We start from the raw sequence: 12,084 nt of genomic DNA on the forward strand, positions 1-12,084 counted from the left end.
GGGCCACCCCACGACGAACTCACTCCGGTGGGGCCGCTGTTCGACCTCCGGGCCGAAGCGCTCGGACTGTTCGGCGCCGGCCTGAACTTCCTGGTGCTTCCCGGCGACGTCTCGACCCCCGACGGACCCGTGTTCGACTTCACGCTTCGCTGGCGCCTGAGCGAGGGCGTCCAGGCGGTGTCGAGCTACGGCACCGGCGATCGCTCGTGGAACGGGCCGCTGCAGTCGGTCGCGTTCTGCTACTACGCCGCCGGTACCCCGCACCGCACTCCGGAGGGGTCAGCGGACTTCGGCATCCACTCCTACAACGACACCCCGTTCGATCTGGACGAGATCGGCGAGTACGTCGCGAGGCTGCACACCGAGTTCACCCGGTTCTTCGAGGACGAGGGGTCGAGCTACCACGTGCTCATCCGCAAGAACCTCGGGCAGGGGACGGGCGGTTCGGCGTTCCCCGGATCGTTCGCGTTCGCGTTCTCAGCGGTCGGCGAGAGCGAGACGGACCAGCTGCGGAGTCTCCTCGCGCACGAGATGGCGCACAACTGGCCGACCCTGAACGACCACCACTCGGCGATCTCCTGGTACACCGAGGGCGCCGCCGAGTACTACTCGCACGTACTCCCGCACCGCAGCGGCATGCTCTCGACCACGGCGCTCGCCGCGCAGCTCACCGACAGGTTCCAGCAGTACGACACCAACGCCCTGCGGGGGCTCGACAACGACGCGGCCTCCGCTGCGTACTGGGCCGACCCCCGTGCGCAGCGCATCCCCTACGGGCGCGGTCTCCGCTATCTGATCGCGACCGACGGCCGGATCCGGCAGGCCACCGACGGCGAGAAGACGCTCGACGACGTCGTGCTCGACATCCTGCGCACGCAGCGTGCCGGCGAACAGGTCGGGGCCGCGGGTTGGGTGGAGCGGGTAGCGGTGTTCACGGGGGCTGACGCGCAGCGCGACTTCGACGCCATGGCCGCAGGGACCCCCATCCCGCTTCCGGATGTTCCGTTCGAGGGGATGCGAGCGGTCCCGGCGACGGCTGCCGAGTACGACCTCGGCTTCGACGTCGCCTCTTTCCGCAGCGACGGGCGGCGCGTGCAGGGTCTGCGTCCCGATTCCGCGGCCGCCCGTGCCGGGGTGCGAGATGGGGATGCGCTGGTCGATCTCGCGCTGCCGTACCACGCATCCCGCTACAGCGACCGGCCGCTGTCGCTCCACGTCGTGCGCGACGGCGAGCCGCTCGACTTCGACTATCTGCCGGCCGGCGACCAGGTCGCCACGGTGCGCTGGGAGGCGCTCTCATGACTCTGCCCGTGTTCGATCTCGAGCTCACCCCGTTCCGCAGCGCCGAGGGGTGGGCGGGCATCGACGCCCGCTATCGCGCCGAGTTCGGCCCCGTCGCCGCGGGGGAGGTGCTGCTTCGGCTTCCGGCGGTGATCGCGTCCGTTCCCGGCGCGGTCTACCGAGTGGACGACATCCGGGTGAGCGATTCCGCAGGCGCCGTCCCGTTGACGGAGGTCGAGGGCACGTCGGATCCCATGAGCACCTATCGGCACTTCCTCGCCGACCGCGACGTCGACGGCGTCGTGGAGGTCGCGGTGCGGGCCCCCGTGCGCGACGTGGATCTGCGCACACCGGTCGGGCCGCTGTTCGACCTGCGCCGCGAGCAGCTCGGACTGTTCGGTGCCGGATGCACCTTCCTTCCCGTGCCGCTCAGTGCGGAGAGCGAGTTCGACTTCTCGCTGACCTGGCACCTCGACGATGGCGTGTCGGCGGTCTCGAGCCACGGCGCCGGCGATGAGGTGCGGCGCTGGTCCGGCGACATCGCATCGATCGAGCACTGCCTGTTCGGCGCCGGGACCCCGATCATCGCTCCGGACGGAGCGACGAACTTCGGCATCCACGCCTACAGCGACGTGCCCTTCGACCTCGACGGCCTCAGCAGCTACCTGCGAGACATCCACACCACGATGAGCGCGTTCTTCGAAGAGGAGAATCCGCAGTATCACGTGCTCGTGCGCCGCAACCCCGACAAGGGCTCCGGCGGCACGTCCTTCCCGTCGTCGTTCGCGTTCGGCTACTCGCCGACGACCGAGGTCGACGAGGCGGATCTGCGCACTCTGCTCGCGCACGAGATGGTGCACAACTGGCCGCACCTCGACGAGGACTGGACCGTCGGATCCTGGTACAGCGAGGGGGCGGCCGAGTTCTATTCGCTGGTGCTGCCCTGGCGAGCAGGGATACTCGACTCCGCGACCTTCGGCGAACAGCTCACCGACATGTACCGCCGGTACGACGCGAACCCGCGACGGCACCTGAGCTATGCGGCCGCGGCCGATCTGTTCTGGGCGGACCTGCGGGCGCAGACCATCCCCTATGGGCGGGGCATCCAGTACCTCGTGGCAGTCGATGCGCGACTGCGGGCGGAGTCGGCCGGAGAGGTCTCGCTCGACGACATCGTCATCGACATCCAGCGGGCGCAGCGTCGCGGCGAGAAGGTGCTCGTGGAGGGCTGGCTGCAGCGGATCGAGAAGGTGATCGGAGACCGGGCGCGAACCGATTACGACGCGATGGTGGCCGGCGAACCGATCGAACGACCGACGGAGCTCTTCCAAGGAGTGCTTCGCCCGGTTCCCGTTGTCGCCCCCGAGCATGACCTCGGTTTCGACATCGTGTCGTTCCAGGAGCCGCGGCGCATCACCGGTCTGGTCGCGGGGTCTGCGGCCGAACGCGCGGGACTCCGCGAAGGCGACGAACTCGTCACGCGTCGCTTCTCGTACAGTGCGGCACGGGACGGATCCACGCCGCTCGATATCGTCATCGCGCGCGACGGCGAGGAGGTGACCGTGCGCTACGAGCCCCGAGGTGGCGACATCCGCACCACCGACTGGGTGGTGGACGGGTGAGGTCGATCGACGGACGCGTATCGCTCGGCGCAGATCTGGGCGGCGGCGTCGCGCGATGGAGCGAGCTGGTCCTCCTCGGACCCGACGGCGAACCGGATGCCACCATCAGTGCGACGAGCTACGTCCGGCACTCGGACACGGAGCGCCCTGTCGCCTTCCTGTGGAACGGCGGCCCCGGCGCCTCGTCGTCTCCGCTGCACATGAACGCCCTGGGCCCGCGCATCCTCCGCTCCGGTGAGGTCGTCGAGAACGCCGTCTCGCTGCTCCACGTGGCCGACCTCGTCTTCGTCGATCCGGTCGGCACCGGGTTCAGCCGGGTGCTCCGGGATGAGGCTGCTGTGCGGATGCTCACGGTGCCCGGCGATGCGGATGCCGTGGAGACCTTCATCCGCGCGTGGCTCCGCGCGAACGACCGCGAGCACGCCTCGATCCATCTGATCGGGGAGAGCTTCGGCGGCTACCGGCTCGCCGCCGTCGCCCCGCAGCTGACGGATCTGCGGTTGGACAGCATCACCCTCATCTCGCCGATGCTCGACGCCACGACGGCCGCCGAGGCACCCGAGAACGACCTCGCCGCGGTGTTCGCGCTGCCGACGATGGCGGTGGCGGCCTGGTTCCACGGTGCCGCCCGTGCGGGCGTCGATCACGTCGCGGAGGTCTGGGCCGAGGCGGAGCGCTTCGCCGTCGACGAGGTGCTTCCGGCGCTGCACCGGGGAGCCGCCCTCGAGCTCGAAACCCGCATCCGCATCGCCGCACGGATCGCCGAGCTCGTCGGCCTCTCACCGGATGACGTGCTCGCCGCCGACCTGCGAGTGGGCAGCGAGGACTTCCTCCGCCGCCTGCGGGCCGACGAGGGACTCGTCGTCGGACGGCTGGACGTGCGCGTGACCGGTCCCCTGCCGGAGCCCCATCCCGACGGTCGTCCGCCGGCAGCCGATGACCCGGCTCTCGGTCTCGGCCGCAGCAACGTCATCCACTCCGCGCCCATCGCCCGGTACCTCCGCGACGAGCTGGGCGCACCCGTCGATGCGGACGAGCCCTATGTGTCGCTCTCCCTCGATCTGAACTTCGCCTGGGACTGGCGTCCGGCAGAGGCCATGCCGCCCATCTTCCGCACTTCGGTGGCGACGAACCTCGGCGAGGTCGCGAAGGAGCGGCCTGACCTGCGCGTCCTCCTGCTCGGGGGCTACTTCGACCTCGCCACCACGCTGGCCAGCACGATCCACGCGGTGCGGCACTCCGGCGTGCCGGCATCCGCCGTCGAGATCCATCCGCTGATCGCCGGGCACTCCCTCGAGGAGACGGTTCTCGTCGAGGCCCGCGACGCGATCGCCCGAACCATCACCCACACCTCGAAAGCAGGGACCCGCCGATGACGGTGCAACTGATCCTCGTGTCCAACGGCGAGCCTGTCGGATCACTCTCGGCCGACACCGATCCGGACGGCCTCACCCGCATCGTCTACGAGGTCGACAACAACGGCCGCGGTGCGAGACTCGCCGAGACACTCCGGCTCGATGCCGGTCTGCCGGTGCGGTGGGAGATCGACGGCACGTCGCTTATGGGCGGCACGGTGCACGAGAGGTTCGCGATCCACCCCGACGGGGCGGCGCGCTGGAGCAGCCAGGCCGACGAGGGCACCACCACGGCGGAGGGCTTCTACCTTCCCGCCGACGCCAGTCCCTACGGCCTGGTGCTGCTGGTCGAGCGCGCCCTCGCCACCGGAAGGCCTGTTCCACTGCTGCCGGCCGGGGAGGTCGCGGTCGTCCCGGTGCCGCTCGGTGAAGTCGGCGGCCGTGATGTCGAGGCCTTCGCGCTCACGGGTGTGCAGCTGCGGCCGCAGTACGTGCTGCGAGACCGCGTCACCGGGGAGGTGCTCGGGATCTCCGACGGCGAGCTGCTGCTCCACCCGGATCTCGTCGCCGCGGCAGCCGAGATCGATGCGGCGCTGCAGCGAGCGACCAGACGCCGCTTCGCCGCGCTCTCCCGCGAGGCCACGCTGCACCAGGGCGGGACGCTCGTCGTGCGCGACGTGCGCATCTTCGACCCGGTGAGCGGGCAGGTCGGCGATCCGCAGACCATCGTGGTCGACGGGCGACGCATCACCGGGATCGGCCCCGACATCGCGGTTCCCGACGGCGCCACGATCATCGACGGGGCCGGTCGCACCGCCATCCCCGGCCTGCACGACATGCATGCTCATCTCGACACGTCATCCGCTCTGCTGTACATCGCCGCCGGAGTCACGAACATCCGCGACATGGGCAACGACAACGATGCGCTCGCCGCTCTGATGGGCGCCATCGAGGCGGGGGATGTGACGGGGCCTTCCACCGTGCCCGCCGGATTCATCGAGGGCCGGAGCGCGCACGCGATGCGGATGGGCCACGTCGTGGAGAGTCTGGACGAGGCGCTCGCAGCCGTCGACTGGTATGCCGACCGCGGGTTCCACGCGATCAAGATCTACAACTCCTTCACGCCCGATTGGGTCGCCGAGACCGCCGCGCGCGCCCACGACCGGGGGATGCGGGTGCAGGGCCACGTGCCGGCGTTCATGGATGCCGATCGGGCCATCGCCGACGGGTACGACGAGATCACGCACCTCAACCAGCTCGCACTCGGCTGGGTGCTGGAGCCGGAGGAGGACACCCGCACCCCGCTGCGGCTCACGGCGCTCACCCGGGTCGCCGACCTCGACCTCGACTCCGAGCGAGTGCAGCGCACCATGATCTCGATGGTCGACGGGGGCGTCAGCCTCGACGTGACCCTGGTCATCCTCGAGCAGCTGATGCTGAGCAGGGCGCGCACCGTGATCGCCGCGCACGAGCCGGTCATCGAGCACTTCCCGGCCGGCGTCCGCCGCTATCGCCGACGTACCTACGTGCCCTACCGGGACCAGGCCGAACTCGACAACTACGAGACGGCGTTCCGGCGCCTTCAGGAGATCGTGGTCCGGCTGCACCAGAAGGGCGTAAAGCTGTGGCCGGGAACGGATGACGGCACCGGCGTCACCGTGCACCGCGAACTGGAGCTCTTCGTCGATGCCGGCATCAGTCCGGTCGACACGCTCCGCATCGCCACGATCGAATGCGCGGAGCACCTGCATCGCGCCGAAGACCGGGGCACGATCGAGGTGGGCAAGGCCGCCGACTTCATCCTCGTCGACGGTGATCCGACGCGGTCGATCAGGGACATCCGCAACGTGGCCCTCACCGTGGCCGAGGGGCGGGCCGTGAGTCCGGAGCGGATCTACCGCGGCTTCGGGATGGTGCCGTTCGCCGCGGAGCCGGGCGTGACGACCGGATAGTCTCCCGCCCCGGTTGACGCGATGTCGATCCTTCGTGATACTTAGGTGCATGCCTAAGTATCACGACGAGATCGACGCCGTGTTCCGCGCTCTCGCGGACCCCACGCGTCGCGCCATCGTGGAACGGCTGGCGCAATCTCCCGCTGTCGTCTCGGATCTCGCGGCACCGTTCACCATGGCGCTGCCGTCGTTCCTGCAGCACCTGAGCGTGCTCGAGGGTGCCGGAGTCGTGACGTCGGAGAAGATCGGGCGGGTGCGCACCGTGAGTCTGCGGCCCGGCGCCCTCGACGTGCTGCACCTGTGGCTCGGCGAGCAGCGCACACCCGCGGAGCACCGCGCCGACCGACTCGGCATCCATCTCGCTCTCACGACCCCGAAGGAGAACTGACATGACACGTGTCCGCATGGACCTGTTCGCCTCGCTGGACGGCTACACGCCGTCGGATGCGACCCCCGAGAATCCGATGGGCGAAGACTGGGCGCGACTTACCGCTGCGTATGCCGCCACCCGAACTTTTCGCGAGAACGTCTTCGGGGACACGAGTGGCGCGGGCACGACCGGCGTCGATGACCGTCATGCTGCCGCGTTCTTCGACGGAATCGGCTCCGAGATCATGGGGGCCGGCATGTTCGGCCTGCATTCCTTCCCCGACGACCCGGACTGGAAGGGCTGGTGGGGTGACACGCCTCCGTTCGGCACCCCGGTCTACGTCCTCACCCACACGGCACCTCGGGCGCCGCTTCCGATGAACGGCGGAACCACCTTCCACTTCCGCGACGCCCCGATCGACGAGGTGCTCGCCGAGGCGAAGGAGGCCGCCGGCGACCTCGACGTGCGCGTCGGCGGAGGGTACCGAACGGCGCGAGACTTCCTGCGCGCAGGGCTGATCGACGACCTGCACCTCATGGTCGCCCCGATCTTCCTCGGTCGAGGGCATCGACTGTGGGACGACCTGGTCGGCTTCGAGCTCACCCACGAGGTGACGACAGAAGTCGCCGAGAGTGGCGCGATCCACGTCACTCTGGCCCGATAGGAGGCGGGGATGACGATCGTACGCCGACTCGCGCGCTCCGGATTCACCCTGACCCGCGACTATGCGGCGCCCATCGAGCGCGTCTGGGCGGCGTTCGCCGACGAGGACAGCAAGCGGAGCTGGTGGGGCGACGCCGACCGCATCCGTACTCGGGAGTGGGTGTTCGACTTCCGCGTCGGCGGCCGCGACATCGACGAGGGCAAGTTCCACGGCGGTCCGGTTTCACGGTACGAGGCGACGTACACCGACATCGTCGAACACGTCCGCATCGTCACGACGTACGACATGTGGCTCGACGGGGCCCACATGTCGACGTCGGTCGCGTCGTTGGAGTTAGAACCGATCGATGCCGGTACCCGCTTCACGCACACGGAGCACGGCGTCTTCTTCGACCAGTTCTGGGCGGACGGGCAGGGGCGTGAGGACGGCACGCGCGGTCTCCTCGACGCCCTGGCCGATCACCTCGCCTGACCTCCGCAGGTCTCAGCGGGTGAGCAGTGCGACCACCACAATGATGGCGGCGATCGCCACGACCAGCGCGGCCCAGCCCAGCCAGCTCTCCCGCGGCGGGCGTCCGATCGCGGGAGAAGTCCCCAGTCGGACGCGGATGGCGTCGGCTTCGGCCTCGAGCTCTTCCTCGCCATCGTCCGGGGGGAACGTGGCGAGTGTCCCGCGCAGTCGCTCGCGCGCGATCACCTCGAGTTCGACCTGGATGTCGGCCAGACGGCGCTCCAGCGCTCCCCGCTCCTGAGCGGGGAGTGCCTCACGATGCCCGTGGTCGCTCACGGGGTCAATCGTCGGTCTCGATGGCGAGGGTGTTTCCGTCGGGGTCCTCCACCCAGGCGATGCGGCCCCCACCCGCGCGCGGTCCGATCCCACGATCGTCTTGCCCGAATCCCTCGTAGCGGACGGGTTGCGCCCCCGCCGCCTTCAAGCCGGCGACGACCGCATCGATGTCGTCGACGTACCAGGTGGCCACTGTCGAGCGCGTCGAACCCGCAGTGGGCGTCTCGAAAACGTTGAGCACGGTCCCCTGCCCGCAGGCGTAGAACCGAGCGCCTCCTTGGATTCCGGCACTCGGGCCGATGCTCGCGGGGACGAGGCCCAGCACTTGCTCGTAAAACGCCGCCGACCGTTCGATGTTGGTCACCCCGATCGAGGCCCTGACCGGGTAATTGCTTAGCGTCATCAAGTCACCATGCTCTCGAACTCTGTGAGGTCCATGCGAGGGCGAAGCGAGCAACCGCCGGACTGTCGCACGATTCGCCCATGACCCGAACGCGACGAAGTAGCGGACATTTTCGCAGGCCGGTCGCGAGGTGTCCACCTCTACCGGGGTCACCGCGTTCGTTGGAAGACTCGGCGAATGGTGTTCATCGGATTCCACGCCTCGCACGAGCAGATCCCGCCGAGCGCGCTCCTGGATGCCGTCGTCGGGGCCGAACGCGCCGGGTTCGACGGGGCCATGTGCTCCGACCACCTCGCGCCCTGGACCCCCGGTCAAGGCGAGTCGGGCTTCGCGCTGAGCTGGATCGCCGCCGCGCTCGCGCGCACCCGCTTCTCAATCGGCATGGTCAATGCGCCGGGGCAGCGATATCACCCGGTGATGATCGCTCAGGCATTCGCGACGCTGGAAGAGATGTTCCCGGGGCGCTTCTGGGCGGCGATGGGGAGTGGCGAAGCGGTCAACGAGCACGTGACGGGGGAGGGGTGGCCCCCGAAGCCCATCCGCAACGAACGGCTGCGGGAAAGCGTCGACGTAATCCGCCGACTGATGGACGGCGAAGAGGTCGACCACGACGGCCTCGTGCGCGTGCACAGAGCCAGGGTCTGGAGCCGGCCGGCAGAGCCGCCGCCGCTGTTCGCGACCGCGGTGAGCGCCGAGACTGCGGCCTGGGCGGCATCGTGGGCGCAGGGCCTCGCGACGGTCGCGCAGGAGCCGGCCGCCCTGCAGCGCGTCGTCCGGAGCTACCGTGACGCGGGCGGCACGGGCCCGTGCATCCTGCAGGTGCACGTCAGCCTGGCCGAGACCGATGACGCCGCGTTCGCCATCGCCCGCGAGGAGTGGAAGAACGGCCTGCTTTCGCCCCCGGTCACGTGGGACCTCGAACAGCCGGAGGACTTCGAGGCGGCCGTCGCGGGGCTCGACGAGGAGCAGCTGCGCAAGTCCGTGCTGGTCGACCATGATGCCTCGTCGCTGGCCGGCCGCATCGCGGATCTGGCGGAGATCGGCTTCGACCGCGTGTACTTGCACCACGTCGGCACCGACCAGTCGTGGTTTCTCGACATCGCGGCATCCGAGCTGATCCCCGAACTGAAGGAGCGACTGTGAAGATCACCGACACCAGCGACCTGTGGTGGAAGACCGCGGTGGTCTACTGTCTCGATGTCGAGACCTTCCTCGATTCGAACGGCGACGGTGTCGGCGACCTGCAGGGGCTCGCGCGGCGGATCGACTACCTCTCGCAGCTGGGGGTCACCTGCCTGTGGCTGATGCCGTTCTACCCGACGCCGGATCGCGACGACGGCTACGACGTCAGCGACTTCTACGGCGTCGATCCCCGCCTCGGCAACCACGGCGACCTCGTCGAGGTGATCCGCACCGCACGCGACCGGGGCATGCGAGTGATCGTCGACCTCGTCATCAACCACACCTCCGACCGGCATCCGTGGTTCCTGGCTGCGAAGCGCAGCGTCGACTCTCCGTTCCGGGACTACTATGTCTGGCGCAGCGACCCGCCGCCGAAAGGCCAGAAGAACGCCGTCTTCCCCGGTCAGGCGAACGGCATCTGGGGCAAGGACGAGAAGTCCGGGCAGTGGTACCAGCACAGCTTCTACGAGCATCAGCCCGACCTCAACATAGCCAACCCCCGCGTGCGCGACGAGATCGCGAAGATCATGGGGTTCTGGTTGCAGCTAGGTATCTCGGGCTTCCGCGTCGACGCGGTGCCGTTCCTCCTCGAGATCCCGGAGGGGACGGAGATCCCCGAACTGCATGATCTGCTGCGCGACATCCGTCGCTTCCTGCAGCGTCGTTCGAGCGAGGCGATCCTGCTGGGAGAGGTGAACCTGCCGTATGACCAGCAGGTGCAGTATTTCGGCGCCGACGACGGCGACGAGCTCACCATGCAGTTCGACTTCGTGGGGATGCAGGCGCTGTATCTGTCGTTCGCCCGCAAAGACCCTGCGCCGTTGATCGCCGCGCTGCGCGCCCGCCCGGCCCTCGGATCGGAGGTGCAGTGGGCGAACTTCCTGCGCAACCACGACGAACTGACCCTCGACAAGCTCAGCGAGAGCGAGCGGCAGGAGGTGTTCGAGGCCTTCGCCCCGGACGAGGGGCAGCGCGTGTTCGGCCGGGGGATCACCCGGCGACTTCCGCCGATGTTGGAGGGCGACCCACGGCGGATCCGCATGGCCTACAGCCTGCTGTTCACCCTGCCCGGCACTCCGGTGCTGTTCTACGGCGAGGAGATCGGTATGGGCGAGAACATCGAGATCCCCGGCCGGGAAGCCGTGCGCACCCCGATGCAGTGGTCGACGGACCGCAACGGGGGATTCTCGGATGCCGCACCGGGCCGGCTCGTCTCCCGCCCGCCATCCGATGGGTACGCGCCGGAGCACGTCAACGTCGCCGCTCAGCTCGAGGACGCGGGTTCGCTGCTGCACTTCCTCCGCACTCTCACGGCGCGCTATCGCATCTCGCCGGAGTTGGGATGGGGCACGCTCGAGGTGATCGACCAGCCCGCCGAGTCGCTACTCGTGCACTCGCTCGCAGCCGACGTCGGCCGTGTGATCGCCGTGCACAACTTCGCCGAGGTGCCGGTGACCACGGGGTTCTCGCTGACCGAGGAACCCGAAGGGACGACCCTCGTCGACCTCCTGGAGCCGGCGCATCTCGCCCTCGGCCGTGGCGGCGCGGTCGAGTTGGAGGTCCCGGCATACGGGTATCGGTGGCTTCGCGTCTCGCGGCCCGGCGACGGACGGGTGATCTGAGAGCCGGATCGAGACCTACGAACGGAACGCTTCGGCGGCCGGGCGCGGCTCCCGGCCGTGGGGCTGTGACGGACGCGCTCCGACTTCGGGCGCTTCCGGAATCTCGAGTGTGACGGCGTGCCCCGCCTCGAGGTCGACCGTGTCGTCGAAGTGGCCGACGATCACAGACGGGCCGTCCTTCAGCAGATACGTCGCAGTGCTCGGGGTGACCTCCACGCGGAGGGTCTGCCCGTGGATGCGGACGCCGAAGCGGAGCCGACTCGCCCGATCGGGTAGGCGCGGGGAGAATCGCAGCCCCTCGTCGGTGTCCCGCATGCCCGCGAAGCCGCCCGTGATGGCCGTCCACACGCCCGCCAGTGCCGCGATGTGCAGACCCTCGCTCGCGTTCTCGTGCAGGTCGTCGAGGTCGAGGGTGGCCGCTTCTCCGAGGTAGTCATAGGCGAGGTCGAGCTGGCCGACCTCGGCGGCGATGATCGCCTGGACTGCCGCGGAGAGCGAGGAGTCGCGCACGGTGATCGCCTCGTAGTAGGCGAAGGCCCGCTCCTTCTCGCGAGCGGTGAACACCTCATGAGCGAAGAACAGGGCGAGCACGAGGTCGGCCTGCTTCACCACCTGCTTCCGGTACAGGTCGAAGTAGGGGAAGTGGTCCTGTAGGAGGTACTGGTCGGGGTCCGTGCTCTCGAAATCCCACTGCTCCTGCTCCGTGAACCCCGCAGACTGGGGGTGCACGCCACGACTCTCGTCGAACGGGATCGACATCGCATCCGCTGTGCGCAGCCAGTCGTCCAGCTCTGATTCGTCGACGCCGAGCGTGCGGGCGACCTCGGGATGCCGCCGCGCGGCGGCG

At 69.0% G+C, this 12,084-nt stretch carries 12 protein-coding genes; 9 read left to right on the plus strand and 3 right to left on the minus strand.

The window, feature by feature from the left end; all coding sequences use genetic code 11:
• The 7 genes from ACNPM4_RS02765 to ACNPM4_RS02795 all read left to right on the plus strand — a co-directional run.
• Positions 1-1,302, plus strand: a 1,302-nt coding sequence (locus ACNPM4_RS02765; RefSeq protein WP_448984623.1) for a M61 metallopeptidase family protein, incomplete at its 5' end; no start/stop codon positions are given.
• Positions 1,299-2,903 carry a M61 metallopeptidase family protein gene (locus ACNPM4_RS02770; protein ID WP_448984624.1) on the plus strand — a complete coding sequence of 535 codons (1,605 nt, stop codon included), beginning with the start codon at positions 1,299-1,301 and terminating at the stop codon, positions 2,901-2,903. The genes ACNPM4_RS02765 and ACNPM4_RS02770, both read left to right, overlap by 4 nt.
• On the plus strand, positions 2,900-4,279 hold the full coding sequence (locus ACNPM4_RS02775; RefSeq protein WP_448984625.1) for a S10 family serine carboxypeptidase-like protein: 1,380 nt from the start codon (positions 2,900-2,902) through the stop codon (positions 4,277-4,279). Before ACNPM4_RS02770 ends, ACNPM4_RS02775 begins: the two co-directional genes overlap by 4 nt.
• Positions 4,276-6,210, plus strand: coding sequence for an amidohydrolase family protein (locus ACNPM4_RS02780; RefSeq protein ID WP_448984626.1), 1,935 nt, complete (start codon positions 4,276-4,278; stop codon positions 6,208-6,210). The genes ACNPM4_RS02775 and ACNPM4_RS02780 overlap by 4 nt, the downstream gene beginning before the upstream one ends.
• A 49-nt stretch (positions 6,211-6,259) precedes the next feature.
• Positions 6,260-6,598 (plus strand): ArsR/SmtB family transcription factor, encoded by a 339-nt coding sequence (locus ACNPM4_RS02785; RefSeq protein WP_448984627.1) that lies wholly within the window; start codon positions 6,260-6,262, stop codon positions 6,596-6,598.
• Position 6,599: 1 nt separating this feature from the next.
• Complete coding sequence (locus ACNPM4_RS02790; RefSeq protein ID WP_448984628.1) at positions 6,600-7,244, plus strand: dihydrofolate reductase family protein; 645 nt, start codon at positions 6,600-6,602, stop codon at positions 7,242-7,244.
• 9 nt (positions 7,245-7,253) lie between these two features.
• Positions 7,254-7,715: an SRPBCC domain-containing protein gene (locus ACNPM4_RS02795; protein ID WP_448984629.1), complete on the plus strand. Its 462-nt coding sequence runs from the start codon at positions 7,254-7,256 to the stop codon at positions 7,713-7,715.
• 12 nt (positions 7,716-7,727) lie between these two features.
• On the opposite strand, the gene ACNPM4_RS02800 is transcribed toward ACNPM4_RS02795, so the two are convergent.
• Positions 7,728-8,030: a hypothetical protein gene (locus ACNPM4_RS02800; RefSeq protein WP_215070156.1), complete on the minus strand. Its 303-nt coding sequence runs from the start codon at positions 8,028-8,030 to the stop codon at positions 7,728-7,730.
• 4 nt (positions 8,031-8,034) lie between these two features.
• Positions 8,035-8,433: a VOC family protein gene (locus ACNPM4_RS02805; protein ID WP_448984630.1), complete on the minus strand. Its 399-nt coding sequence runs from the start codon at positions 8,431-8,433 to the stop codon at positions 8,035-8,037.
• Between the two features lie 177 nt (positions 8,434-8,610).
• Here ACNPM4_RS02805 and ACNPM4_RS02810 point away from each other — a divergent pair, with 177 nt between their 5' ends.
• Both ACNPM4_RS02810 and ACNPM4_RS02815 read left to right on the plus strand, forming a co-directional pair.
• Entirely contained in the window at positions 8,611-9,576 is a 966-nt protein-coding gene (locus ACNPM4_RS02810; RefSeq protein WP_448984631.1) for a TIGR03885 family FMN-dependent LLM class oxidoreductase, read from the plus strand.
• The gene (locus ACNPM4_RS02815; RefSeq protein ID WP_448984632.1) at positions 9,573-11,237 is read left to right on the plus strand and encodes an alpha-amylase family protein; all 1,665 of its coding nucleotides are present in this window, start codon (positions 9,573-9,575) and stop codon (positions 11,235-11,237) included. The genes ACNPM4_RS02810 and ACNPM4_RS02815 overlap by 4 nt, the downstream gene beginning before the upstream one ends.
• Before the next feature lie 15 nt (positions 11,238-11,252).
• Here the strand turns inward: ACNPM4_RS02815 and ACNPM4_RS02820 are convergent.
• Positions 11,253-12,084 (minus strand): glycosyl hydrolase family 65 domain-containing protein (locus ACNPM4_RS02820; protein WP_448984633.1); only part of this gene is annotated, 832 nt, incomplete at its 5' end.

The sequence above is a fragment of the Microbacterium umsixpiens genome, from assembly GCF_053543675.1.

Coding starts and splice junctions, on each gene's coding strand:
- ACNPM4_RS02790 (WP_448984628.1), top strand. CDS start 6,600: ATGACACGTGTCCGCATGGACCTGTTCGCCTCGCTGGACGGCTACACG.
- ACNPM4_RS02810 (WP_448984631.1), top strand. CDS start 8,611: ATGGTGTTCATCGGATTCCACGCCTCGCACGAGCAGATCCCGCCGAGC.
- ACNPM4_RS02795 (WP_448984629.1), top strand. CDS start 7,254: ATGACGATCGTACGCCGACTCGCGCGCTCCGGATTCACCCTGACCCGC.
- ACNPM4_RS02770 (WP_448984624.1), top strand. CDS start 1,299: ATGACTCTGCCCGTGTTCGATCTCGAGCTCACCCCGTTCCGCAGCGCC.
- ACNPM4_RS02785 (WP_448984627.1), top strand. CDS start 6,260: ATGCCTAAGTATCACGACGAGATCGACGCCGTGTTCCGCGCTCTCGCG.
- ACNPM4_RS02780 (WP_448984626.1), top strand. CDS start 4,276: ATGACGGTGCAACTGATCCTCGTGTCCAACGGCGAGCCTGTCGGATCA.
- ACNPM4_RS02805 (WP_448984630.1), bottom strand. CDS start 8,433: ATGACGCTAAGCAATTACCCGGTCAGGGCCTCGATCGGGGTGACCAAC.